This is a genomic window from Actinacidiphila oryziradicis, assembly GCF_005047355.1.
Lineage (GTDB): Bacteria > Actinomycetota > Actinomycetes > Streptomycetales > Streptomycetaceae > Actinacidiphila > Actinacidiphila oryziradicis.
On record NZ_SUMC01000014.1, the window covers coordinates 27,304 to 51,694 of the forward strand.

General features: G+C 69.3%; 19 protein-coding genes and 1 pseudogene. 4 read left to right on the forward strand and 16 right to left on the reverse strand.

Annotated features, from left to right (window positions below; genetic code table 11):
* Positions 1–57: 57 nt before the first annotated feature.
* Entirely contained in the window at positions 58–822 is a 765-nt protein-coding gene (locus FCI23_RS16900) for a type 1 glutamine amidotransferase domain-containing protein (RefSeq protein ID WP_136724733.1), read from the forward strand.
* Here FCI23_RS16900 and FCI23_RS63755 read toward each other — a convergent pair.
* The 6 genes and pseudogenes from FCI23_RS63755 to FCI23_RS16925 all read right to left on the reverse strand — a co-directional run bounded on the left by FCI23_RS63755 (position 813) and on the right by FCI23_RS16925 (position 7,543).
* Positions 813–1,004 carry a hypothetical protein gene (locus FCI23_RS63755; RefSeq protein ID WP_407645976.1) on the reverse strand — a complete coding sequence of 64 codons (192 nt, stop codon included), beginning with the start codon at positions 1,002–1,004 and terminating at the stop codon, positions 813–815. The genes FCI23_RS16900 and FCI23_RS63755 overlap by 10 nt on opposite strands.
* Positions 950–1,132: pseudogene (locus FCI23_RS63760) on the reverse strand (DedA family protein); the annotation flags it as partial. The pseudogene FCI23_RS63760 and the gene FCI23_RS63755, both read right to left, overlap by 55 nt.
* 11 nt (positions 1,133–1,143) lie before the next feature.
* Entirely contained in the window at positions 1,144–3,993 is a 2,850-nt protein-coding gene (locus FCI23_RS16910) for an NHLP bacteriocin export ABC transporter permease/ATPase subunit (protein WP_136724829.1), read from the reverse strand.
* A 49-nt stretch (positions 3,994–4,042) separates the two neighbouring features.
* Positions 4,043–6,160 (reverse strand): NHLP family bacteriocin export ABC transporter peptidase/permease/ATPase subunit, encoded by a 2,118-nt coding sequence (locus FCI23_RS16915; protein WP_246143761.1) that lies wholly within the window; start codon positions 6,158–6,160, stop codon positions 4,043–4,045.
* Between the two features lie 167 nt (positions 6,161–6,327).
* Complete coding sequence (locus FCI23_RS16920; protein ID WP_136724735.1) at positions 6,328–7,134, reverse strand: HlyD family efflux transporter periplasmic adaptor subunit; 807 nt, start codon at positions 7,132–7,134, stop codon at positions 6,328–6,330.
* 214 nt (positions 7,135–7,348) lie between these two features.
* On the reverse strand, positions 7,349–7,543 hold the full coding sequence (locus FCI23_RS16925) for a type A2 lantipeptide (protein WP_136724736.1): 195 nt from the start codon (positions 7,541–7,543) through the stop codon (positions 7,349–7,351).
* Between the two features lie 711 nt (positions 7,544–8,254).
* Here FCI23_RS16925 and FCI23_RS16930 point away from each other — a divergent pair.
* The gene (locus FCI23_RS16930) at positions 8,255–10,156 is read left to right on the forward strand and encodes a ricin-type beta-trefoil lectin domain protein (protein WP_136724737.1); all 1,902 of its coding nucleotides are present in this window, start codon (positions 8,255–8,257) and stop codon (positions 10,154–10,156) included.
* Between the two features lie 155 nt (positions 10,157–10,311).
* Here the strand turns inward: FCI23_RS16930 and FCI23_RS16935 are convergent, their stop codons facing one another.
* From FCI23_RS16935 to FCI23_RS16960, 6 genes are all read right to left on the reverse strand, one after another.
* Positions 10,312–11,934 carry a glycoside hydrolase family 13 protein gene (locus tag FCI23_RS16935; protein WP_246143762.1) on the reverse strand — a complete coding sequence of 541 codons (1,623 nt, stop codon included), beginning with the start codon at positions 11,932–11,934 and terminating at the stop codon, positions 10,312–10,314.
* Between the two features lie 11 nt (positions 11,935–11,945).
* Positions 11,946–12,821 carry a carbohydrate ABC transporter permease gene (locus FCI23_RS16940; RefSeq protein ID WP_136724738.1) on the reverse strand — a complete coding sequence of 292 codons (876 nt, stop codon included), beginning with the start codon at positions 12,819–12,821 and terminating at the stop codon, positions 11,946–11,948.
* 10 nt (positions 12,822–12,831) lie between these two features.
* A complete protein-coding gene (locus FCI23_RS16945; RefSeq protein WP_136724739.1) occupies positions 12,832–13,791 on the reverse strand; it encodes a carbohydrate ABC transporter permease in 960 nt (319 codons plus the stop codon).
* A gap of 2 nt (positions 13,792–13,793) precedes the next feature.
* Entirely contained in the window at positions 13,794–15,218 is a 1,425-nt protein-coding gene (locus FCI23_RS16950) for an ABC transporter substrate-binding protein (RefSeq protein ID WP_136724740.1), read from the reverse strand.
* A 145-nt stretch (positions 15,219–15,363) separates the two neighbouring features.
* Entirely contained in the window at positions 15,364–16,371 is a 1,008-nt protein-coding gene (locus FCI23_RS16955) for a LacI family DNA-binding transcriptional regulator (protein WP_136724741.1), read from the reverse strand.
* A gap of 150 nt (positions 16,372–16,521) precedes the next feature.
* Positions 16,522–17,346 (reverse strand): LLM class F420-dependent oxidoreductase, encoded by an 825-nt coding sequence (locus FCI23_RS16960; protein ID WP_136724742.1) that lies wholly within the window; start codon positions 17,344–17,346, stop codon positions 16,522–16,524.
* Between the two features lie 257 nt (positions 17,347–17,603).
* Between FCI23_RS16960 and FCI23_RS16965 the strand changes: the two genes are divergently transcribed.
* Complete coding sequence (locus tag FCI23_RS16965; RefSeq protein ID WP_211265359.1) at positions 17,604–18,878, forward strand: MFS transporter; 1,275 nt, start codon at positions 17,604–17,606, stop codon at positions 18,876–18,878.
* Between the two features lie 19 nt (positions 18,879–18,897).
* Here FCI23_RS16965 and FCI23_RS16970 read toward each other — a convergent pair whose 3' ends face one another.
* The 3 genes from FCI23_RS16970 to FCI23_RS16980 are packed head-to-tail and all read right to left on the reverse strand — an operon-like array spanning position 18,898 to position 21,248.
* Positions 18,898–19,143 carry a non-oxidative hydroxyarylic acid decarboxylases subunit D gene (locus tag FCI23_RS16970; protein WP_136724743.1) on the reverse strand — a complete coding sequence of 82 codons (246 nt, stop codon included), beginning with the start codon at positions 19,141–19,143 and terminating at the stop codon, positions 18,898–18,900.
* Positions 19,144–19,175: 32 nt separating this feature from the next.
* Entirely contained in the window at positions 19,176–20,600 is a 1,425-nt protein-coding gene (locus FCI23_RS16975) for a non-oxidative hydroxyarylic acid decarboxylases subunit C (RefSeq protein ID WP_136724744.1), read from the reverse strand.
* A 45-nt stretch (positions 20,601–20,645) separates the two neighbouring features.
* Positions 20,646–21,248, reverse strand: a complete 603-nt coding sequence (locus FCI23_RS16980) for a non-oxidative hydroxyarylic acid decarboxylases subunit B (RefSeq protein ID WP_136724745.1) — start codon at positions 21,246–21,248, stop codon at positions 20,646–20,648.
* Between the two features lie 83 nt (positions 21,249–21,331).
* Between FCI23_RS16980 and FCI23_RS16985 the strand changes: the two genes are divergently transcribed.
* The gene (locus tag FCI23_RS16985) at positions 21,332–21,775 is read left to right on the forward strand and encodes a MarR family winged helix-turn-helix transcriptional regulator (protein WP_136724746.1); all 444 of its coding nucleotides are present in this window, start codon (positions 21,332–21,334) and stop codon (positions 21,773–21,775) included.
* Positions 21,776–21,827: 52 nt separating this feature from the next.
* Here FCI23_RS16985 and FCI23_RS16990 read toward each other — a convergent pair whose 3' ends face one another.
* Complete coding sequence (locus FCI23_RS16990) at positions 21,828–23,975, reverse strand: zinc ribbon domain-containing protein (RefSeq protein ID WP_136724747.1); 2,148 nt, start codon at positions 23,973–23,975, stop codon at positions 21,828–21,830.
* Positions 23,976–24,391: the final 416 nt, after the last annotated feature.

The window sequence follows — 24,391 nt, forward strand, 5'->3', positions numbered from 1 at the left end:
AATTTCAGCGGCAGCAATGTCGGCCGGCGGTTGGGCGGCGCTCAAAGAAGGATCACAGTGAAACTGCTTGTGCCGGTGCCCGACAGCGACTTCGACACCACCGAGGTGGCGGTTCCGTGGCGGCTGCTCACCGACCTCGGACACTCTGTCACCTTCGCCACCGAGGAGGGAGGCATCACTCCGCGCTGCGACCCGCGCCTGCTCACCGGGGTCCTTTTCGGGAAACTCGGCGCCGAGCCGGAGGCCCGCGCCTGGTACGGGCAGCTCGCTGAGGCGCCCGAGTTCCGCCGGCCGGTCAGCTGGCGCACCCTGCACCCCGCGGACTACGACGGTCTGCTCCTGCCCGGCGGCCACGCCCCCGGCATGCGGCAGTACCTCGGCTCGGCCGCCCTGCAGGAGCAGGTCGCCCGTTTCTGGGCGCTGGGCCGCCCGGTCGCAGCCATCTGCCACGGCGTCCTGGTCCTCGCCCGAACCCGGGATCCGGCCACCGGCCGGAGCGTGCTCGCGGACCGGCGCACCACCTGTCTGCCCAAGAGCATGGAACGGGCCGCCTACTACTCCACCGCCTGGCGCCTGGGACGGTACTACCGGACGTACCCGGCGTATGTCGAGGACGAGGTCAGAGCCGCTCTGGCTGCCCCGGACTGGTTCGAGCGGGGCCCGCGATCGCTGGCACGGGGCACGGCGACCGACCACTCGCACGCCTTCGTCGTGCAGGACGGCAACTACCTCTCGGCCCGCTGGCCCGGGGACGCCTACCTCTTCGCCGAACGGTTCCACGCCCTGCTGGCACAGCGGCCGCCGGAGGTGGCTCACGGCTGACGGTCTCCCTTGCGTGACCTGGCCTGCCGGCCACGGCGCAGCTCGACGGCGATGGGCAGGAAGGACAGCGCAACGGCGACGGCGACGAGTGGCAGCAGGTACTGGTCGACGCGGGGGACGGACGAGAGCCCACCTGTGCCCCGGCGGTCATCCCGACGGCCGCGCAGATGAGCACCTGCCACAGGGTGAGCCGTGGGCTGCCGTGTGTCCCGCCTGCGCACAGCACTCCGGCTGGGAAGAGCAGGGTGTCACCGGGGAGAAAGAAGCCGACCACGAGCAGGCCGGACTCCGCGAAGGTCACCACCAGGACGCGGCGGTCTCTTAGCTGATCTGACGGCGGACCAGCTCGTGGAAGAGGCCGCCGGTGTCGGCGAGCAGTTCGGCGGGCGAACCCTGTTGGACGACCCGGCCGTCCGACATGACGATCACCCGGTCGGCGTCCATGACGGTGGACAGCCGGTGGGCGATCACGACGCGGGTGGAGCGCAGCTTGCGGGTGCTTTCGATGACGATGCGCTGGGTCTCGTTGTCCAGCGCGCTGGTGGCTTCGTCGAAGAACAGGATGCGCGGGCGGCGGATCAGGGCCTGGGCGATCATAAGGCGTTGCCGCTGGCCGCCGGAGACGGTGCCGCCGCCATCGGAGAGCACGGTGTGCATGCCCATCGGCATGCGCTTGATGTCCTCGGCCAGGCCCGCCATCCCGGCGGCCTCCCACGCCTCTTCCAGGGAGAACATCTCGACACCGCAGATGCAGTCCAGAATCGATCCGGTGAACGGCTGTGCGTTCTGCAGGACGACTCCGCACTGACGGCGGACGGCTGCCTGGTCGAGGGCCGCCAGGTCCTGACCGTCGTAGAGCACACCGCCGGAGACGGGTTTGTCGAAGCCGATGAGCAGCCGGAGCAAGGTCGACTTGCCGCAGCCGCTGGCTCCGACGATCGCGACGAACTCGCCCGGCAGCACCTGGAAGGACACGTTGTCGAGGACCAGGGGGGCGTCCTCGGCGTACCTGAAGGACAGGTCTCTGGCCTCGATCGCGCCGGAGAGGGTGCCGGGTGCCGTGCTTCCCCCGCGTACCTCGGGCGTCTCGTCAAGCACTGGCTTGATCTGCTCGAACAGCGGCAGTACGGAGGCGGCCGAGATGAGCGCGCCGGTGAGCTGGGTCACCGAGGTCAGCATCATCGTCACGGCGGTGTTGAAGGTGAGGAAGCTGCTCACCGACAACGTCCCGCGGGCCGGACCGGCGAGCAACATGAACATGATGAGCGTACAGAGCGGCAGATAGACCGCGTTGACGACCGTGATCAGGTTCTTCATCCGGCCCACCCGCTGCTGCAGCTCGCGGCTGCGGGCGAACTCCCGGGCCCAGGCCGCGTAGGCGAAGCTCTCCGCTGCGGCAACGCGCAGTTTGGGCAGTCCGCGCAGGGTCTGGAAGGCCTGGTTGTTCAGCTTGTTGTTGAGCACGATCAACCGGCGCTGCCACCGCAGCTGCCACAGGCCCATACCGAGGAACACCGCGGCGATGACGACCAGCATGGCGACCGCCACCAGAGTCAGCAGCGGGCTGTACCAAAGGAGCAGAGCGAGGTTCACCGTGCCGACCGTGCCGGCCTGTACGGCCACCGAGCTGATGCCGGACAGCACGCGGCGGATGGCGCTGACGCCCATTGCCGCGCTGGCCAGCTCTCCGGTGGAGCGCTCGGTGAAGAATTTCGTCGGCAGACGCAGCAGCCGGTCCCAGACGGCCGACTGCAGCGTGGCTTCGACACGCCCCTCCAGGCGCAGGATGGAGATGTTCTCCAGCAGCATGAAAGCCGCGGAGACGATGGTGGTGGCCACGATCGCCAGGGACATCTGGACGATGAAACCGTTCTCGGCGTTCGGCACGTAGACACCGAGAACCTGTCCGGTCGCGATCGGCACCAGCGCCCCGAGCCCGACCGCTACCAGGCCGCCCAGGACCAGGTTGCGCAGATCCTTGCGGGTGCCGCGCAGGCTGAAGCGGAGCAACCGCCAGGCGGCCATCGGCTGGTCCGGCAGCGGGCGGTAGAACATGACGGCGCGGGGCTCGAACTCTTCCGCGTCCGCCTTGCGGATCCGCCTACGTCCACCGGTGGCGGGATCCACCGCCTCGTACCTGCCACGGCGCCACAGCAGAGCGACCGGGGCTCCGGTCCCGGCACGGTGGCCGACCAGGGGGCCGGCGTTCTCCCGCCACCAGCGCCCGGCGAGCTTGACCACGCGGGTGCGGAACCGGGAGCTCATCGCGATCCGCTCGACCGGATTCATCCGGCCGTCCAGCGCACCGCCCTCGGCGGGCGCCGAGATCCTGATTCCGGCGGCTTCGGCGACGGCGCGGCAGACGGCGAGTGTGGCGTCGTCGGCGGTCCCGACAAGACCGGAGGCGGCTTTCCCCGAGGTGTCGATGGAGGCAAGCAACGCCTGGTCCGCCTGGGCGCGAACAGCTTCGCCGGCCTTGATGCCGGCCGCTGTCCGGTCCTCGTGGGCCCGCTCCAGCCGGTCGATCCAGCGGTCCAGCGCGAACAGCAGTCGGGTCTGCTGGTTGACCAGGCGCTGCCACATGGCGCCGTCGATCAGCAGGTCTTCGGCCGCCTCCGGGCCGAACGCGGCACCGTACTGCAGGCTGCCGGGTGCCACCGGCATCCACAGGATGCTGTCGTCGGCCGATTCGTACTCATCTGCCGGGCGCTCAGCTCCTGGTGTCGTTTCCTGGCCGGGTACCGGCGGCCCGGATCCCTGCGCCGGCCGGCCGTCCACGGGCGTTTCGAACAGTAGGCGCAGGCTGCGTCCGACACCGCGGGCGAACGCGTCCTCCAGCGGGCTGAGCCCCGCTTCGGAGCTGTTGTACGACCACTCCTCGCCGTACTCGGGCCGGAACAATTCCCGGAGCTGGATCCGGTGCAGCACGCACCCCTGCAGGGGCCTGCCGAGGAGGGTGTGCCGCGGGCCGTCGGCCGGCCCGAGCAGCAGGGCGCCGGTTTCGAGCCGGCCGAGGAAGTGCCAGCGCCCCTGCTGGGCGGCGTCGACCGCGAACAGGTCCATCTCGCCGTGCACGACCAGCCACAGCACATGGGGGCCCTCCAGCGACAGGCTGCGCGTGCTCGTGCAGTCGACCGGCCGGCCCAGGCCGCCCATGGCGCCGACCACCATGTCACCGGGCTCGGCCCCGGCGGCCACGGGCTGGTGAACAGATGTCACGTCAGTGCTCCCTGACCAACTCGGCGTACGGCCCTCCGGCAGCGACCAGGTCCTCGTGCCGCCCGCGTTCCACGACCGTTCCGTGGTCCAGTACGACGATCTCGTCGCTGTCGCGGACGGTACTCAGCCGGTGCGCGATGACGACACAGGCACAGCCGCGCCGCCGCAGATTGTCGATGATCAACTGCTCGGTCTCCGCGTCCAGGGCACTTGTCACCTCGTCCAGCACCAGGACGCTGGGCTGACGGACCAGCGCCCGGGCGATCTCCAGCCGCTGTCGCTGGCCGCCGGAGAAGTTGCGGCCGTCCTGCTCCACCCGGCTGTGGATGCCGCCGGGACGCCTGGAGACGGTGTCATGGATGGCAGCGTCCTTCAGGGCCGCGACGACGGCCTCATCCGTTATCGACGGATCCCACAAGGCCACGTTGTCGCGGACAGTGCCCTCGAAGAGGAAGATGTCCTGGTCGACGAACGAGACCGAGGCGGACAGCGCGCTGCGGGAGATCTCCTCCAGCCGCTGTCCGTCGATGCGGATCTCGCCCTTCCACGGGTTGTAGAGACCCGAGATCAGCCGGGACACCGTGGACTTGCCACTGCCGGATCCGCCGACGAGCGCGACCTGCTGGCCGGGCCCGACCGACAGTGAGAAGTCGGTGAGCAGTGGTTTGTCGAGCGCGCTGTATCCGAAGGTGACGTTGTCCAGCGTCACATGCCCGCTGAGCCTGCGGGTGCTCGCGGCCGGCTCGGGGCGTGAGTACAGCGGATCCACCGGGAAGCTCTCGACGTCCTTGAGCCGGGCCACGTCGGCCGCGAAGTCCTGGATCCGGCCGGCTACCCCGTTGAGCCGGGTGACCGGTGCGGTGAAGCTGGTCACCAGTGACTGGAAGGCCACCAGCAAACCGATCGAGATATGGCCCTCGACCGCCCGCAGCCCGCCGATCAGGAGAATCAGCGCGCTGTTGAGTGCCGCGAGCGTGGGCGCGGCAATGGCCAGCGCCGCGCTCGGCACACCGAGTCGTTGCTGGCCTTCCAGCGTGGTCGCGTGCTGGCCGGACCAGCGGCGGAAGTAGCCGTTCTCGGCTCCGGTGGCCTTCATCGTCTCGATCAGCTGGAGCCCGCTGTAGGAGGTGTTGGTCAGCCGGGCGCTGTCCGCCCGCAGCTTCTGCACGCCGGTGCCCCGGATCCGGACCACCAACCGCAGTGCCGCCACGTTGAGCAGGGCGATGAGCACCCCGATCACGGTCAGCTGCGGGTCATAGGTCCACAGCAGGACCGCGTAGAGGACCACGACCACGGCGTCCACACCGGCGGCGGCGAGGTCCCTCGCCAGGGTCTCGGCGACCGTGTCGTTGGACTGCAGTCGCTGGACGAGGTCGGCCGGGTTGCGCTGGGCGAAGAACGTGACGGGCAGCCTGAGCAGATGCCGCAGGAACCGGGCGCTGCTCAGTGTGGAGGAGATGATGCGCCCACGCAGCAGATTCGCCTGCTGCAGAGCGGTCAGTACGGCGGTCAGCACGACCATGGCGGCCATCGACGCGAAGAGCACCAGCAGCAATGACGTCTGATTGCCCAACAGGAACATGTCGATGTACGTACGGCTCAAGGCCGGTGCCGCCGCGCCGACCACGACGAGCAGGAAGCTGGCGATCAACGCGGCCAGCATTGTGCCCGTAGTGCCGCGCAGCCGCGCCGGGAGGGCGGCCAGGAAACCCGGCTTCCGGCCGCCCCGGCGGAATTCGCCGCCGGGCTCGAAGGTCAGCACGACGCCGGTGAAACTGGAGTCGAATTCCTCCAACGACACCGGTCGACGGCCCCGGGCAGGATCGTTGATGTGCACCACCCGACGGCCGAGGCGCCGTCCCATCCCGTCGAATACCACGAAATGGTTGAACTCCCAGAACAGGATGGCCGGTGCCCGCACCTCCGCCAGGGCAGCCGGTTCCATCTGCATGCCCTTGGCCGTGAGGCCGTAGCCGCGTGCGGCCTTGAGCAGGTTGCTGGCCCTGGAGCCGTCGCGGGACACACCGCAGGCCATACGCAGTTCTTCGAGGGGCACGTGCCGGCCGTAGTGGCCGAGCACCATGGCCAGCGAAGCGGCACCGCACTCCACGGCCTCCATCTGAAGGACCGTTGGACTGCGGACGGTCTTCTGCTTTCTGCCTTTCGGCCTCGGCTCGGGCTTCGCCCGGTCCGGACGGTGCCGCCCGCGGTCGAGCTGGTTCGGACGGTGCCGCCCACGCCCCTGGACCGGCGTCGGCTCCGTCGCTGCGGAATCGTGCCGCGCGGTCACGGAAGGATCCAGTCGATCGGATGCTGCGCGGCCAGGTGGATGGCGCCAGTGGCCAACGTCGTGGAATCGACCGCGTACGGCGGGCCGTGCGCCGACGACCACTTGTACCCGGATTTCGTGCCGGCCGACCGGGTCAGTTGGACCACAACCGCCACCGGTTGGCCCTGCGCCGAGAACTGCTCGGCCAACTGGCTGCTCCCGAGGAAGCTGGTGATCTGCTGCCGGGTCTCGGGTATCCGGCTGACCGCGAGGACGCGGCCTCGCAGCACCCCGTACCGCTGTGCCGGCACTGACTGGACGGTCAGATCCACCGAAGAACCCACCGGAATCGTCGATCCGCTGCTGCTCGACGCGTACAACACCGCCACCAGCGGCTCGTTGGGGTTGTCGATTCGTTCCACTGTCGCCAGATCCGCACCGGTGGCGACCACCGCACCGATCTTGGCCAACAGCGAGGTCACCCGGCCCGCGGCTACCGTGCGTACGGTCTCCGCGCTCTGGCTTGTGCGCACGCTCAGCAGTCGTGCGCCCTTGGGCAGCGTGTCGCCCTCATTGGCGAAGACGGCGGTAACCTGGCCCGCGACCGGGCTCTGCAGGATGTAACTGCCCTCCGCATGGGTCAGGATCCCGGGTGCGCTCACTTTGGATGACACAGAGCCGGTAACGGCCCAGAAACATGCGACGCCCATGACGACCGCCGTGACAGCCAGTACGAGCCAGCCCTGCGGCCGGGCGAAGCGCACAGGTATATCGAGCTCCTCAGGCGATTGCAGCTTGGAAAGCGCCTTTTGCCGGAACTCCACGGAACTATTCCCTCAACTGCATTCGTCTCGGTCGGGTACAGCAATACGCGACCATAACACAGGCGCCGCCTGCGCAAGCGGCAGCCGACGGCCTACGGAACCCATGGGCCCCGGAACAAGAATTCCGGAGCCCATGGCCGACCCATCGGGATTCAGATGGGGCGGTAGACCGAGTGGCGCTCGCGGCTATGAAGCCGCGTAGCGAACGTCTCCGTCAGAGACCGGCAACAAGACCGGTGGTCTGGCCGACGAGGCCGGTGACCTGCGCGAGCGGCAGCGAAACGGGCAGAACGGACTCGGCGGTCCCAACGACGTCACCGACGAGGCCCAGGATGCCACCGGAAATGTTGTCCAGGTCGCTGTCGGCAATCTCGCGGGTCTCGACCTGGGGCGTGAAGTCGTTACGCATGACTGTTGCTTCCCTTCATTGCTCTTTGAGTGTTCCTGAATAGCATCGGCCGGCTCAGCGTCAAGCCGATCCGGCCACTTCAACGGTCGCCTGATGCCCGAAACCCCGGGAACCTGCTTTTTACAACTCCCGTCTAGCGCCCGATAGAACCACGCCAGCGGGCCGCCCGTCCACCCGGCAGGTCCGATGTTTGGGTCAACGTTTCGGTGACACAACACGCCCACCGCTGCTTTGCCCACCATACGGTGACGACTTCTTCACATAATTCCAGGACGCAATTCCCATCGGTGGGTCGCGCCCCGGATCCCGGTCGGACATACCCGCATTTTTGGTTTGCCGGGCACGGGCATGCCGGGATTCCGTCAGGTTGCTGTGCGCCTTCTGCGTGAGCGATGTGCAGGATCACCGGGATCGCCGTGAGACGCACTCCGGTGGCGGATCACCCGTCCGCGGGACCGCCGGTAAGGGTGTTCGCACTCTTGACGCACGTTCGCACTCTTGACACCCCCCTTACATCACGAGTTAAATCACGACGTGAACTAAGGTCTGGACCTTTCAGTAGCCGCCCGTCGGAACAGGGTCCTGACACGGCATCCGGCAGCATCCGCCGCCCCCGCCGACGGCCTGGCGAAGTAGATATGTCAGGGACACGACATGTCTGCTCCAGAGGCCGCACGGCTCCCCCCACCGCCGGCCGAAAGGCATCACGCCATGAGACACTCCCGCACCCCGCGACCGGGCCGCGGCCGCCACCGCCCGCGCCGCCTGGCCGCGGCGCTGCTCACCACCGTCATGACCGCCGCCCTGGCACTCACCGGCCAGGCTCCCGCCCACGCCGCGGGCGAGGCGGTGAACGTCTGGCTGACCACCACCAACGACTCCGGCGGCCGGAATGTCACCCGCGGCCTCCAGCAGCAGACGCCCACAGCCTTCACCTCCGGCACCAGCGGCAGTGGGCAGACCGTCGTCGTCAACGAGAACACGAAATACCAGCAGTTCAGCGGCGCAGGCGCGTCCTTCACCGACACCGCCGCCTACCTGATGAACAGCAGCGGCGCGCTCAGCAGCGCGACCCGCACATCCGTCATGCAGCAGCTCTTCGACCCGAATTCCGGCATCGGCCTGAGCTTCCTGCGCAACCCGATGGGCGCCTCGGACCTGGCCCGCTACAGCTACACCTACGACGACGTGGCCGCCGGTTCGACCGATCCCAACCTCAACTCCTTCTCCATCAGCCACGACCTGACCGACGTCCTCCCCCTGACCAAGCAGGCGAAGGCGCTCAACCCATCGCTGAAGGTCATGGGCACGCCGTGGACCGCCCCGTCCTGGATGAAGGACAACGGCGCCACCAGCCTGGGCTGGCTGCAGTCGCAGTACTACGCCGCCTACGCCCAGTACTTCGTGAAGTACGTCCAGGCCTACGCGGCGCAGGGCGTGCCGATCGACTACGTCACCGCGCAGAACGAGCCCACCTGCTGCTCCGGCTACCCCTCCATGAACTGGAACGGCTCCGGCCTGCAGTACTTCATCGGGACCAATCTCCTGCCGGCCTTCCACGCTGCGGGGCTCAGCACCAAAGTCCTCGCCCTGGACTGGAACTGGGACACCTACGCCTCGTACGGCGCCCCGACCGTCGACACCGCCGCCATCCGCAACGACTCGCTGTTCGGCGGCATCGCCTGGCACGGCTACGGCGGCAACGTCACCGAGCAGACCACCGTGCACAACCAGTACCCCGCCACCGATGCCTTCGACACCGAGCACTCGGGCGGCACCTGGGTCTCCGACCAGCAGCGCGAGGACATGCTCAACATCATCGACTACACCCGCAACTGGGGTAAGTCGGTGGTCAAGTGGTCCCTCGCCGTCGACCAGAACATGGGTCCGCACAACGGCGGCTGCGGCACCTGCACCGGTCTGATCACCGTGCACAACGGCGACAGCCGCAGTGGACAGGTCGACTACAACGTCGAGTACTACGACATGGGCCAGCTGACGAAGTTCGTGAAGCCGGGCGCCTACCGCATCGATTCCACGGCCAACTCGACTGTGCCCAACGTCGCGTGGCAGAACCCGGACGGTTCAAAGGCTCTGGTCTCCTACAACGACTCCAGTTCGGCCCAGAGCCTGCATGTGGTCTGGGGCGGCCAGTCCTTCACGTACTCCGTGCCGGCGCACACCTCGGCCACCTTCACCTGGAGCGGCACCCAGAGCGGCGCCACCGCTCCCACCGGCACGATCACCGGCATCGGCGGCAAGTGCGTCGATCTGGCCGGCGCCGCCAGCGCGAACGGCACCGCCGTCCAGCTGTACGACTGCAACGGCACCAGCGCCCAGCAGTGGACCGTCTCAACCGACGGCACCCTCCAGGCGCTCGGCAAGTGCATGGACCTCACATCGGCCGGTACCGCCAACGGCACCCAGGTGCAGCTGTACGACTGCAACGGCACCAACGCCCAGAAGTGGACCTACACCTCGGGCACCCTGGTGAACCCGGCCTCCGGCCGCTGCCTCGACGCCACCGGCGCCAGCTCCGCCAACGGCACCCGCCTGCAGATCTGGGACTGCACCGGCGCCACCAACCAGAAGTGGACGGTGCCAACCGGATAACCACGGCGAATGAAAGCGCAGGGGCGCGCCGCCGATTCGACTCGGCGCCGCGCCCCTGCGTCATGCCTCCAGCGTTGTGGGCAGGCGTGCCGCAGGGCGGCACCGGTGGGCGCGACATCGGCCACCGGCCCGCGCAGGCGACCCGTCCCCCCGCCCTATGCGGCCTCGCCGTCCAGGCGCAGCCAGACCGCCGTGTCCGGCGGCAACAGCCCGTCCCGGAGCGGACCGCTGGCCAGCAGCACCTCCCGGTGGCCAGGCAGCGCCACCGGCTGTCCGGTGAGGTTGAGGACACAGCCGAAGGCGCCCTCGCGGGTGAAGGCGAGTACCCCCTCGGCGGTGTCCAGCAGACGTATCGGGCCGTCGCCGAGCCCCGGTTCGGTACGCCGAAGGCGCAACGCGGCCCGGTACAGGGCGAGCATCGAGGCCGGGTCGGCTGCCTGGGCCTCGGCGGTCAGCTCCGCCCAGTCGCCGGGCTGGGGCAGCCATGGATCGCCGGAGGTACCGAAGCCGTACGGCGGCTCGTGCCCCGACCAGGGCATCGGGACCCGGCAGCCGTCGCGTCCTGGGTCGGTGCCGCCGGAGCGGAAGTACATCGGGTCCTGGAGCCGGTCTGTCGGGATGTCCTCCACTTCCGGAAGGCCCAGTTCCTCACCCTGGTAGATGTAGACGGGTCCGGGCAGGGCCAGCGTGAGCAGGGCGGCGGCCCGGGCGCGGCGGGTGCCGAGCGCCCGGTCGGTGGGGATGCCGTGGGCCTTGGCTGCGAAGTCGAAGGAGCTGTCGGCCCGGCCGTAGCGGGTGACGGTGCGGGTGACGTCGTGGTTGGACAGCAGCCAGGTGGCGGGGGCGCCGACCGGTGCGTGGGCGGCCAGGGTCGCTTCGATGGAGGCGCGCAGCCCCGCTGCGTCCCATGGGCAGGCCAGGAAGTCGAAGTTGAAGGCGGTGTGCAGCTCGTCGGGGCGCAGATAGCGGGCGAAGCGTTCGGTGTCGGGCAGCCAGATCTCGCCGATCAGCGCGCGCTCGCCGTCGTAGGAGTCGGCGACACGGCGCCAGGAGCGGTAGATGTCGTGCAGTTCGTCCCGGTCGACGTACGGGTGCGGGTCGCGGCCCTCGGTGAAGTCGGGCAGATCCGGGGCCTTGGCGGGCAGGGCGGCGGAGTCGATCCGTACGCCGGCGACTCCTCGGTCGAGCCAGAAGCGCAGCACCTCCTCGTGCTCGGCCCGCACCCGGGGGTGGGCCCAGTTCAGGTCGGGCTGCTCAGGGGCGAACAGGTGCAGGTACCACTCCCCCGGCGTGCCGTCCGGGCCGGTCGTGCGGGTCCAGGCGGAGCCGCCGAACTGGGAGCGCCAGGCGTTGGGTGGCCGTTCGCCGTGTTCGCCGAGGCCGGGCCGGAAGTGGAACAGCTCGCGCTCGGCGCTGCCGGGTCCGGCGGCGAGGGCGGCCCGGAACCAGGGGTGGGCGCCGGAGATGTGGTTGGGCACGATGTCGACGATGGTCCGGATGCCCCGGTCCAGCGCCTCGGCGATCAGCTTCTCGGCGTCGGCGAGGGTGCCGAACGCCGGGTGGATGTCACGGTAGTCGGCCACGTCGTACCCGCCGTCGATCATCGGCGAGGGATACCAGGGGTTGAACCACAGGGCGTCGACGCCGAGGTCCGCCAGGTACGGCAGCCGGGCGCGTACCCCGGCGAGGTCGCCGGTGCCGTCGCCGTTACCGTCGGCGAAGCTGCGTACGTACACCTGGTAGATGGCAGCTGAGCGCCACCAGTCCGAAGTGAGCACACGAATTCCTTTCAGCCCTTGAGACCGCCGGCGGTCAGGCCGCCCATGATGTTGCGCTGGAAGACGAGGAAGATCAGCAGCGTCGGCAGCGAGGCGATGCCGAGCGCGGCGACCAGCCAGTTCTCGGGCACGCCGCTGGCCAGCGAGTAGATGCCAACGTTGAGCGTCTGCTTGCTTGGGTCGGGCAGCGTGAGCATCGGCCAGAGGAAGTCCTTCCAGACGCCGACCACCGCGAAGATGGAGACCACGCCGAGGATCGGCCGGGAGACCGGCAGCACGATGGACCACAGGGTCCGCAGCCGCGACGCCCCGTCCACCGCCGCGGCGTCCAGCAGCTCGCCCGGGATCGAGTCGAAGAATCTCTTCAGCAGGAAGATGTTGAAGGCGTTGGTGACGGACGGCAGCCAGATCACCCAGGGCGAGTTGAGCAGATTGCGCTGGAAGAACGGCACGTCCAGCACCGTGAGGTACTGCGGTACGACCAGGACGGTCGCCGGGATCATCAGCGTGGCGAGCATCATCCCCAGGATCAGCTTGCCCAGGACCGGCCTGAGCCGGGAGAGCGAGTAGGCGGCGGCAACGTCGAACACCAACTGGAAGGCGAGCGCGCCGAAGGCGTACCAGAGGGTGTTGAACAGCAGCCGGGACAGATCCATCACCGCCCAGGCGTGCGAGTAGTTCTTCGGGTGCAGGGAGGTGGGGAAGGCGGTGGGCGGGGTCTGGACGAACTCCTGGGTGGTCTTGAGACCGCCGGTGGCCATCCAGTACAGCGGGCCGAGAAAGACCAGGGTGAAGACCGTGATCACCACAGCGAACACGGTCCAGTACACGACCTTGCCACGGGTCCTGCCCAGCTGTGCGGGCGAAATCAGCGTTCTCGTCGTCATCGTCCGCCTCCTAGTCCTCGCTGCTGCGGCTCAGTCGTACGTACGCCGCGGAGAACCCCGCGAGCAGCACGAGCAGGACCAGGCCGAGCGCCGCCGCGCTGCCGTAGTTGTTGAAGTTGAACGCGTACTGGTAGATCAGGTAGACCACCGTGGTCGTGGCGCCTTCGGGGCCCGCACCGCCTGTGAGCAGGAAGGGTTCGGTGAAGACCTGCATCGTCGCGATGATCTGCATCAGCAGCATCAGCGAGAGGATGAGCCGGGTCTGCGGGATGGTCACGTGCCAGATCTTGCGGAGCAGTCCGGCCCCGTCGAGCTCGGCCGCCTCGTACAGCTCCCCCGGGATGCCCTGCAGCGCGGCCAGGTAGATCAGGGTCGCGCCGCCCATGTTCATCCAGGTCGACGCGATCACGACGGAGAGCATGGCCGTGCTGGTGGACTGCAGCCATTGCTGGTCGGGCAGGTGCAACAGCTGCAGGATGCGGTTGAAGAGACCGTATCCGGGGTCGTAGAAGTACTTGAAGAGCAGGACGGAGGCGACCGGCGGGAGCATCACCGGCAGATAGACCAGCATGCGCAGATAGCCCTGGCCGTGCCGGAACTCGTTCAGCGTGACGGCGACCAGGAACGGCACCGCGAACCCGAGTATCAGCGCGAGGCCGGTGAACAGCAGGGTGTTGCGCCATGCCTGCCAGAAGGCCGGATCGTTGAAGATATACGTCAGGTTGGACCAGCCGGCCCAGGTGGTGTGGCCGCCCTTGGTCTTCTGGAAGGCCAGGACGAACTCCCTGACCATCGGATACCAGGAGAAGAACGCGAAGCACAGGACGGCGCCGATCAGGAAGCCGTGCGCCGACAGATTGCGCCGCAGCGCCCGGGCGAACCCCTCGTGGGAGTTCTTCGTCCGGCTGTTGCCGGGCTGCCCGGGGCGCTGCCGCGCCGCCTCGCTCGTGGCCAGCGTGGGTGCCGACATCGTCAGCCGTTCGCCAGGACCTGGTTGACCTGCTTCTCCGCGGCGGAGAGCAGCGCGCCGGCGTTGGCGTTCTTGTCGGTGAGCACGCCGGACATCACGTTGTCCAGGACCTTGTAGATCTCCTGGGCCTTCGGGGGCTCCGCCTTGCCGGGGACGGGGTTGTCCATGAAGGCCTTGAAGTTCTCGACCGGCATGGTCGCGCTAGCGGTCTTGAGCCCGTCGTCCTTGGTCTTGCTCGCGCCGGTGAAGAAGGCCGGCTGGGGCAGTCCGACGGGCAGGCCGTCGACCTTTGTGCGCGCGTACTCGAACTGGCCCTTCCCGGGGGTGAGGGTCTCGAAGTTCAGCCAGGCGATGGCGGCCTTGATCTTGTCCGGGGAGCTGCCCTTCTTGATCATGTAGTCGTTGCCGCCGAAGAGCGTCGCCTTGCCGCCGGGGATCGGTCCCATGCCGAAGTTGTCGTACTTCGCGCCGAGTTGCTGGACCATGTAGGTGATGTCGTCGGGGGCGGCGAGGAACATGCCGAGCTTGTCGGTCGCCATCTGCTTCTGCAGGTCGCCCCACTTGAGCAGCTGGGTCTGGCCCATGCTGTTGTCGTTCCACCGCATGGCGTGCAGATTGTTCACGATCTGCTGGCCCAGGGCGGTGTTGAAGGCGGCCTTGGTGCCGTCGGAGGAGACGATGTCGCCGCCAAGGCCGTACATGGCGGCGGTGAAGTGCCAGCCGCCGGTGTTGGCCGTGCTGTAGTCGCCGTAACCGGCGATGCCCTTGCCGAGGGCGGCGATGGCCTTGGCGTCGGTGCGGACCTCGTCCCAGGTCGTCGGCGGCTTGTTCGGGTCGAGTCCGGCCTGGGTGAAGAGCTTGCGGTTGATCAGCAGGCCCATGCGGTAGTTGCTGGTGGGCACGCCGTAGAGCTTGCCGCCCTGCTTGAGGACGCCCAGCACGTTGGGGTCGATGTCGCCGAGGGCGGGGACGGTCTTGTTGTTGACGTACGCCGTGATGTCGGCGGCGCCGTTGTTGTCCAGCACCTGCTGAAGGTCGGTGAAGTAGGTGTAGAAGACATCCGGCTGGGACTGCGCCTTGAGGGCGGCGGTGAAGCGGGCCGGCTCCTCACACTGGCCGGGCGTCGACCTGCCCTGGATCGTGACGTTCGGGTACGTCTTGTTGAACGTCTTCACATCCGCGTTCCACTCCTTCAGCTGCGCCGCCTTGGCGGCCGGCGGCATGCAGTCGATCGTGAGCGTCACCTTGGCCTTCGGGTCCAGCGGGGCGGAGGCGTCGGACGAGCCGCCGCCCGTCGGGTTGTTGTCGCCGCTCTTGCTGCTGCTGGTACCGCAGGCCGCCACGGAGGTCAGCGCGAGCGCGGAGACGAGGCAGACCGCGGCGGTACGGCGAGGAGAGCTGGGAGAGCGGAACCAGGAGCTTCTCATCGGTGGTTCCCTTCGGGCATGAGCGTGGAAAGCCCGCAACTACGCGCAGCGGGGGCGGGGCAAACTCAAGCACTCCCGACAGATGACCGCAAGATATCGCGCAGATTCCGCAAAAGATTGACTGAAGGGACCCGTGAGACCGGGATCAGCGGCGCGCCGGCCCCGTGGTGCTGCGGACGACAAGCTCAGGCTCGTAGAGCAACTCGTCCGGAGCGACGGTCTTCCCGCCGACCTGGGCGACCAGCAGCTCCACCGCGGCCCGGCCCATGGCCTCGATCGGCTGCCGCACGGTGGTCAGCGGGGGTTCGGTGCAGTTCATGAACGCCGAGTCGTCGTACCCGATCACCGAGACGTCGCCGGGCACGGAGAGGTTCAGCCGCCGCGCGGCGCGGACGGCACCCAGAGCCATGGGGTCGTTGGCACAGACGATGCCCGTCACCCCGCGCTCCCACAGCCTCGCCGCCGCGGACTGGCCGCCCTCCAGGGTGTACATCGCCCGTCCGACGTACTCCTCGGGCAGCGCGCCGCCGCCGGTCTCGGCGACGGCGCGGGCGGCGGCGAGCTTGCGCCGGGACGGCACATGGTCGGACGGACCCAGCAGCAGGCCGATCCGCTCGTGGCCCAGTGAGATCAGGTGGCGCCAGGCCTGTTCGACGGCGACGGCATCGTCGCAGGAGACCCGGGGAAAGGCCAGGTCGTCGATGGCGGCATTGATCAGCACGACGGGCAGATTCCGGTCGGCGAGCAGCCGGTAGTGGTCGTGCGGCGCATCCGCCTGCGCGTACAGCCCGCCGGCGAACACCACGCCGGAGACGCGGTGCTGGAGCAGCAGCTCTATGTAGTCCGCCTCGCTGACCCCTCCCGCGGTCTGCGTGCACAGCACGGGTGTCAGCCCCTGCTGCGCGAGCGCGGCTCCGACCACGTCGGCGAAGGCGGGGAAGATGGGGTTCTGCAGCTCCGGCAGCACCAGCCCGACCAGCCGCGCGCGTTCCCCGCGCAGCTGGGTCGGCCGTTCGTACCCGAGCACGTCCAGCGCCGTGAGGACCGCCTGCCGCGTCGGCTCCGCCACGCCCGGCTTGCCGTTCAGCACCCGGCTGACCGTTGCCTCACTGACCCCAACCTTCTTCGCCACCTGAGCAAGTCGCCGCGTCATGGCCGCAATCATACGACACCTAATGCAAACCGTTTGCAGAAACCTGCAGCCTTGTTGCAAGCACGGTCGGCCGCCGTCCCCGGACGGCCCCGGACGGCCCCGCCCGGCGTCTTGATCAGCCGGTGCCGGCGTGCCCGGTCTCCCGGCAGCTCAGCGGAACCGGGCAGCCAGCTCGGCCAGCCTGTCCAGTTGGTCCAGCGTCTCCTTCTCCGGCTTCGTCGGCAGGTAGAGCAGCACCCGCTCCACGTCGAGCCGCGTGTAGCCTTCGATCGCCGCAGGATCGTCGGCTGCCCCGTACACCGTCACCGGCACCTCGCGGCCTGCCATGGCGCGCAGCTCCTCGATCTGCGGGCCGAGCTCCTCCGGCGGCAGGCTGTTGGCGAGCCAGGCGTCCCCGAACTCCGCGACCCGGGGGAACGCGCCCCGGCCGCCGCCCACGTAGATCGGCGGATGCGGGCGCTGCACCGGCTTGGGCCAGGAGTACACCGGGCCGAAGTCGACGAATTCCCCGTGGAACTCCGCCTTGTCCTTGGTCCACAGCTCCCGGAGCGCCAGCAGCCGCTCGTTGACCAGCTGGCCGCGGGTGGTCGGATCGGTGCCGTGGTTCTGCATCTCCTCACGGTTCCAGCCGACGCCGACGCCGAGGACCGCGCGACCGCCGGAGACATGGTCTAGGGAGGCCACCTCCTTCGCCGTGATGATCGGGTCCCGTTGCGCCACCAGCGCGACACCGGTCCCCAGCAGCAGCCGTTCGGTGACCGCGGCGGCAACACTCAGCGCGACGAACGGGTCAAGGGTGCGGTAGTAGATATCCGGCAGCTCACCACCGCCGGGGTAGGGCGAGCGGCGCTCCACCGGGATGTGTGTGTGCTCGGCGATGAACACCGAATCGAAGTTCCGGTCTTCGACCGCTCTCCCGAGAGCGGCCGGTCCGATGCCCTGGTCAGTGATGAAGGTCGAGATCCCGAATTTCACGGCGGCTCCTCCAGCTGGTTCTTGTCAGGCGAATGACGGGTTCCGTCCCGCTGTGTACCCCTCTTCGGCGGATCTCACCACGTCTGTGGGACCATCCGGGCGACGTGCGATCGTCCAACGAGTCCGCCGCCGCGGTGCGGGACCTGCCCGCCGCTGCCGGATCCCCGCCGCATATGATCGCCGGGAAACCCGGATCGCTGGCGACCTTCGAAGCGAGGCCTTAGCAGGTGAGTTCACGGCAGGTGTCCCTTGTCGGCTTGGCGCCGGCTGTTTTCCTGCCCGCGCTGATATTCGAGACCGGCATGGGCGCGCTCGCTCCGATCGTCGCGCTGAGCGGACGGGCGCTGGGCGCCTCGGTGAGCGCGGCCGGGCTGACGCTGGCGTTGCTCGGGGTCGGGCAGATTCTGGGGGACGTACCTGCGGGGGCTCTGGCGGCCCGGGTGGGCGACCGCAAGGCCATGCTCGTCGCCGCCGCGGTCGCCGCGGTGACGCTGGTCGGCTGCGCGCAGGCCCGCGCCCTCTGGCAACTGGCGCTGGCCATCACGGCCACGGGGGCGACGAACGCCGTGTTCACCCTGGCCCGGCAGTCCTATCTCACCGAGGTCATCCCCGCGGGCCTGAGAGCCCGCGCACTGTCCACGCTCGGGGGCATGTCCCGGGTGGGCGCGTTCATCGGGCCGTTCATCGGCGCGGCGGTGGTGTACGGCCGCCCGGTGCGGGACGTGTACTGGCTGGCCGTGGCGTGCACGATGGCCGCCGGTCTGGTGGTCCTGCTCGTCCGCGACGTGTCGGAACCGGGGAGGGCGCAGGAGCGCCGCTCCGCACCTGTCTCGGTCCGGGCCGTGGTCGCGCGGCACCACAGGGTCTTCCTGACCCTGGGGACGGCGGTCTTCCTGGTGGGCTCGGTGCGCGCGACCCGGCAGACGGTACTGCCGCTGTGGGCAGAGCACCTCGGTCAGGCCCCCTCGACCACGAGCATCGTCTTCGGGATCGCCGGACTCGTGGACACCTTGACGTTCTACCCCTCGGGCATGGTCATGGACCGCGCCGGCAGGCTGTGGATCGCCGTGCCGTCGATGCTCGTACTGGGACTGACACAGGCCCTGCTGCCGCTCACCCACGGACTGGTCTCGCTTACCGTTGTCGCGATGCTCATGGGGTTCGGCAACGGGATCGGCAGCGGGATTCTGATGACTCTCGGCGCGGATGTCGCACCGCCGGAGACCCGCTCGCAGTTCCTCGGGGTGTGGAGGCTGTGCGCCGACTCCGGGAGCGCCGGAGGACCGCTGGTGGTGTCCGCCGCCGCCGGGCTGGGCAGTCTGGCCTCCGGAATCGTCCTGATGGGCGGGGTCGGGGTGCTGGCCGCGGCGGCGCTGATGCGCTGGGTGCCGCGATACTCGCCCTTCGCCACCAAGGGCTCGGGGTCGCGCGGATCCGTGGTGGCGGGCTCGGCTGAGCCGCCGGGCACCGGCATGGCGTACGAGGAGCTCCCCGGCGGATGCGGACGTCCCGGCCCGCCCGCGCAGCGGTGAGCGGCGGCGGACTGCCGCGTCAGTGCGCCGTGTGCGGCGGCCGGCTGAGCAGCGGGGGGACGGTGGGGACTTCGGGGGCGTTGTCGATGTCGGCCTGGGTCATGCGGAACTCGTCGGGGTAGGTATCGCGCTGTGTGCGGCGTGCGGGTTCGGTGGTGCGCCAGGTGTAGAGGCAGCGGTGGCACTGCAGGACGTCCCAGATGCCGGGGACGGGCGAGGTGGCGAGTTGTCGGATGGTGTCGAAGTCGCAGCGGGGGCAGGTCACGGGGTTCTCTTCTCTCCCGGGAAGGGTGCGGGTCAGCGGGCGGCGAGCATGGCCTGGAGTTTGGCGGTCCAGTGCGGGGTCTCGGGGAGGTCCTTGGCCGGGGTGCTGAAGTTGCCGCGGTCGTCGGGGGCGACGGGGGTGGTGGCGTCGATGATGAGCTTGTCGGTGATGCCCGCGGGCTGGGAGCCGGGGTCGAGTTCGAGGACGGAGAGGTTGGGGAGGTTGATGATGTCTCCGGCCGGGTTGACCTTGGCTGACATCGCCCACATGACCTGTGGCAGGTCGAAGGGGTCGACGTCCTCGTCGACCATGATCGCCATCTTGACGTAACCGAGGCCGTGCGGGGTGGTCATCGCCCGCATGCCGACGGCCTTGGCGAAGCCGCCGTAGCGCTTCTTGGTGGAGATGATGACCAGCAGTCCATGGGTGTACATGGCGTTGACCGCCTGGACCTCGGGGAACTCCGCGCGCAGCTGCTTGAGCAGGGGAACGCAGGTGTTGGGGCCGATGAGGTAGTCGGTCTCGGTCCACGGCATGCCGATGTAGAGGGACTCGAAGACCGGACTGGTGCGGTAGGAGATCTTGTCGATCCGGACCACGGCCATCCTGCGGCCGCCGGAGTAGTGGCCGGTGAATTCGCCGAACGGGCCCTCGATCTCACGCTTGCGGCCCTCGATCACCCCCTCCAGGACCACCTCGGAGCCCCAGGGCACGTCGAAGCCGGTGAGCGGGGCGGTGACGATGGGCGCGGGGGCGCCGCGCAGGGCGCCGGCCATCTCGTACTCGGACTGGTCGTAGGCCATCGGCATGCCGGCCACGATGGAGATGACCGGCTCGTTACCCAGGGTGATGGCGATCGGCAGGTCTTCGCCGCGTTCCTCGGCCTTGCGCAGGTGCAGCGCCACATCGTGCATCGGCACCGGCTGCATGCCGAGCCGGTTGCGGCCCTTGACCTGCAGGCGGTAGATGCCGACATTCTGCTTGCCGAAGTTGTCCGGGTCGTCCGGGTCGCGGGAGACGATGGCGGCCTTGTCGAGGTAGAAGCCGCCGTCGCCGTCGTTGAGCCGGAAAAGCGGCAGCACCTTGAACAGGTCGACGTCCTCCCCGTCCAGGGTGTTCTCCGACCACGGGGCGTTCTCCCGGCGCTCGGGGGCGACCGGGAAAGCGTCCCAGCGCTGGGCGAACTCCTCCACCTGCTCCTTGATCGGGGTGTTCACGGGCAGGCCCAGGGCCAGCGCGTGGTTACGCCAGGAGCCGTGAACGTTCATCGCGATCCGCGCGTCCGTGAAGCCGGTGACGTTGTCGAAATAGAGGGCCGGGGCGCCGTCGCCGATCCGGCCGGCGGCATTCGCCGCGGCAGCGAGATCGGGCTCGGGCGCGACCTCCTCGGTGATACGCAGCAGCTGCCCCTGCCTGTCGAGTGCGTCCAGGAAGGCCCGCAGGTCGTCGTAAGCCATGGTGTTCGTGTTCCTTTCGCATTCCGGGCGCGTCCCGGGGAGGGATCAGTGGTCCGAGGTGCCCGGGTCCCCGGCGCGGCGGGCGTCGGCCAGTCCGGCCCATCGGCGGGCCCGCGGGGCGGGCAGGTCGAACTGGTCGAGTACCCGGGCGACCACGTGGTCGACAATGTCGTCGACGCCCTCCGGGTGGTTGTAGAAGACAGGCATCGGCGGGACCATGGCGACGCCCATCCGGGACAGAGCGAGCATGTTCTCCAGGTGCACCTCGCTGAGCGGGGTCTCCCTCGGCACCAGGACCAGCTTCCGGCGCTCCTTGAGGACGACGTCCGCCGCCCGCCCGACCAGCCCGTCGGCGTAGCCGGCCCGGATACCGGCGAGCGTTTTCATGCTGCACGGGATGACGATCATCCCGTCGGTGCGGAACGAACCGGATGAGATCGAGGCCGCCTGGTCCCCGGCCCCGTGCACGACGTCCGCCAGTTTGGCCACCTCACGAGCGGTGTAGGGCGTCTCCAGCTCTATCGTGGTTCGAGCCCAGCGGCTCATCACCAGGTGTGTCTCGACGTCCTCCAGCTCCCGCAGCGCCTCCAGCAGGCGCACGCCCAGCGGGGCGCCGGTGGCCCCGGTCATTCCGATGATCAGCCGCATGATGCCTCACAGGTTTAAGCAGGTAACGTTCGTCGGCCTATAGTTCGTCCACGAACGTTTCGTTTACAGCCTAACATTGGCCCATGAGCTCCAACCCACGGCCCCAGGATCACGGCTCCGAGCTGTACCGGCAGACCTTCCACCTCATACGGCGGGCACTGCAGGAGCACGGCGCCCGCTGGCAGGCCCGGCTGCCCCTGCTGACCAAGCCGCAGTACGCCGTGCTGCGCGCCGTGCGCCAGCGTCCCGGCATCGAGCAGTCGGCGGTCGGCACTGCAGCGTGCATCGACAAGGCCACCCTCGCGGCCGTCCTCCTGCGGCTGGAGCAGCGCGGCCTGCTCACCCGCACCGTCGACCCCTCCGACCGCCGCCGCCGGCTCCTGGAACTGACCGCCGCCGGCCGCCAGGAGGTCGCCGACACGATACCCGTGGCCGCCTCCGTGGACAGCGGACTGCTCGACCGCCTCACCCAGGCCGAGCGCGACCAGCTGCACGCCCTGCTGGTCAAACTCGTCCCCGAACAGTGACCGGCGCGCCGACGGACCCGACGAACGCATGCGGTCGCCGCACTAAGCGTCTCTAGAACTCTGTGTGTGCCTGTGGTTTCCAGGCTTTTCGGGCGCGGCGTGGCCGTGTGCGGTTGCCGTCCGGTGGTCCGAACCTCGGGGTGAGGGGGTGGACCTCGGTGGCGTGCAGGTGGTGGAAGCCGGTCCGCTCGGCGGCGCGGGTGCGCTGCCGGCAGGTTCTGTGTGAGAGCCGCCTCCGGCCGGCCGGAAGAAGATCTTCGGGCCGGTGGGGTGCGGGTACTCCATGACCTGGCACCGGCCCGGATACGGCGGCTGGTGTCGTGGTGTCATGCCCCGCCGGACGCTGGACTGCCCCCGTGGTGGGGGTGGTGGCGGGGACCGTACGCACATCGGGCATACGGCGGGAAGTCTTGTGGCCCGGGGCCTGTGCCGGGGCGGCGCGCCGGGCACTTCGGTGCCGGGTGCCGCTCGGCCTGCCGGGGGTGGGGCGCTGCTTGCCCTCGGTGGCCTTGGGCCCGCGCGGGCGGGGCGGGGCCTGCTCCGCGCGGCGCTGTCGGCGCAGACGGCGGGTGGCCTTCTTCGGACGCCTCACCAGAGCCACCGTGCCGTCCACCGTGGTGCGGATGGTCCGGGCACCGGTGGCGCGGTCGGTGGTGGTGTGGGCCTGGGCGAGCAGGCCGCGGGAGACGATCCGGCGGGCGGCGGCGTGATCCCGGTCCATGGACAGTCCGCAGCCCGCACAGTGCGCCCACTTCCAGCCGCGCTGGTGAAGCCGGTCGGGGGCGGGGTGGTGGGTGAGACGGCTCAGGCAGCCGGGGCACAGTTTGGAGGTGCCCCGGGCCGGGACGGTGACGACCGTGATCCCGGCCTTCGCGGCCAGGTGCCGGATCGCTTCGGCGACGGTGCCGCGGACCTGCCCGGACAGCCGGGCGTTGCCGGTCCGGTGGCCGCGTGCTTCCAGGGTGGTCAGGTCTTCGAGGTAGATGACGCTCGCGCCGAGTGCTGCCGCCTGGTCGACGGCCCAGCGGGCCGCCGCCCAGGCCAGCGAGGCATTCAGCCGCCGGATCCGGGCACACACCCGCCCGTGCTCGCTCTGCAGTACCCGGGCCCGGTCCAGGTGTTCGCCCCAGGCCAGGTGCGGGGAGCCGAGCCCGCCGGCCAGCGCCCGGTAGTGGTCACGCTTGGCGGCGAGGTGCTCGCGGACGCCGCGCAGCCGGTGCAGGGCGGCACTGACCGTGGTGGCGTCGAAGACCAGGGGGCGCCCGTCGGTGACCACCCGCTTGGCCGGGCCCTGGCCGGTCAGGCGGCCCACAGTTCCGGTGAGCAGGGTGTTGACGCCCCAGTCGAAGCCGAGCGCCACACGGTGCCCGCTCGCCTTGGTGGCCGGGACGAGCCGGGAGTGCGGCAGGTCAACGGCGATCCTCCCGGCCGGGGCGGGGCGCAGGGTCGGGGTGTGCAGCACCGCATCCGGTGCGATAGTGCCGGGCAGCCGGATGTCGATCACGTGCCAGGCCCAGTCCCGGCCCGTGGCCGGGGCCGCCCGCAGGGGGAGCTTGACCCGCAACCGGGCGGTGGCCGCATCCACCCGCTCAAGGGTGACCTGCTGACGGTCCATCGCCGCCAGCAACACCTGCCCGGCCACCTGCGGCGGGCCCTCCAGGGCACACAGCCCGGCGGGCAGTTGCCCGTGCCCGGCCACGAACTGGCGGATCCGCCGGGTGCGGCTGCGGATCTCCGCACCGCTCACCCCGGCGGGCACTGCCGCCCGCAGTGCCGCCCACTCGCCCCCGGTGCGCCGCGAGGGATCATCGGGCCAGGTGGCCAGGACGGCGGCCACGATGCCGCGACGGTGCAGGGCCAGCCGCAGCGTGCGCGCGGCGTACTCCTCGGCACCCCGCCGCACCCGGTCCGGGACATACACCCCCGCCGGGGGCGTGAGAGTCCGCGGCCAGTTCAGGCGACGCATCGCCATCCACCCCTTGGACGGCAGGTCTTGGCCCCGCTCGTCCACCCCGGCGGCCAGCACCTCCAGGGAACCCTCATCCCACCGGGCGGCCACCAGAGCGCCGGTCAGCTCCCGGCTCAACTGGGCCAGAAAACCCACCCGTTCCAGCAGGGCTCGCCGGCCGACCCGCTCGCCGGTGCCCTCCAGTACACCGGAGAAGGCGGTACACGTGGCCGTCGCCATCAGCTTGGCCATGCCCACCACTCCGCCTTTCCCCCACGTGTCCGGTCATCTTCGAAAGCAGCCGCATCCCGGCACTCCGATCGGCCTAACCACTGACCATCACACAAGGACACGGCCTTCCCGCACCCCGAGGGTGCGGGAAGGCCGGGGAAAGTACGGGAAGACCACGACCGTCGGCATCCGACGAGGACGAGACGGTGAACACCCGCATCCCTCAAAGGAGACGGAAACCGCAACTGACCAGGATGGAAGCAGTGGCAGATCCTGAGGATCCGCACCGACGACACGAAGTAGCATCAACCAGCCCACTCAAGCCAAACACCCAACAGTTGAAGACCCTGGGCCAGAGGTTCCGTGATGCTTCCCGGATGGAGAGTGACGGGCGAGTTCGATGTGGACGATGCGCCCCGCACGGTCCTCTTCGCCTT

Excerpts from the sequence above, each read along its gene's own strand:
- FCI23_RS16975 (WP_136724744.1), bottom strand. The coding sequence starts at position 20,600 with ATGGCTTACGACGACCTGCGGGCCTTCCTGGACGCACTCGACAGGCAG.
- FCI23_RS16940 (WP_136724738.1), bottom strand. The coding sequence starts at position 12,821 with ATGACGACGAGAACGCTGATTTCGCCCGCACAGCTGGGCAGGACCCGT.
- FCI23_RS16930 (WP_136724737.1), top strand. The coding sequence starts at position 8,255 with ATGAGACACTCCCGCACCCCGCGACCGGGCCGCGGCCGCCACCGCCCG.
- FCI23_RS16910 (WP_136724829.1), bottom strand. The coding sequence starts at position 3,993 with ATGGTGGTCGGCGCCATGGGCGGCCTGGGCCGGCCGGTCGACTGCACG.
- FCI23_RS16955 (WP_136724741.1), bottom strand. The coding sequence starts at position 16,371 with ATGACGCGGCGACTTGCTCAGGTGGCGAAGAAGGTTGGGGTCAGTGAG.
- FCI23_RS16985 (WP_136724746.1), top strand. The coding sequence starts at position 21,332 with ATGAGCTCCAACCCACGGCCCCAGGATCACGGCTCCGAGCTGTACCGG.
- FCI23_RS16950 (WP_136724740.1), bottom strand. The coding sequence starts at position 15,218 with ATGAGAAGCTCCTGGTTCCGCTCTCCCAGCTCTCCTCGCCGTACCGCC.
- FCI23_RS16980 (WP_136724745.1), bottom strand. The coding sequence starts at position 21,248 with ATGCGGCTGATCATCGGAATGACCGGGGCCACCGGCGCCCCGCTGGGC.
- FCI23_RS16915 (WP_246143761.1), bottom strand. The coding sequence starts at position 6,160 with ATGGAGGCCGTGGAGTGCGGTGCCGCTTCGCTGGCCATGGTGCTCGGC.
- FCI23_RS16945 (WP_136724739.1), bottom strand. The coding sequence starts at position 13,791 with ATGTCGGCACCCACGCTGGCCACGAGCGAGGCGGCGCGGCAGCGCCCC.
- FCI23_RS16925 (WP_136724736.1), bottom strand. The coding sequence starts at position 7,543 with ATGCGTAACGACTTCACGCCCCAGGTCGAGACCCGCGAGATTGCCGAC.
- FCI23_RS16990 (WP_136724747.1), bottom strand. The coding sequence starts at position 23,975 with ATGGCCAAGCTGATGGCGACGGCCACGTGTACCGCCTTCTCCGGTGTA.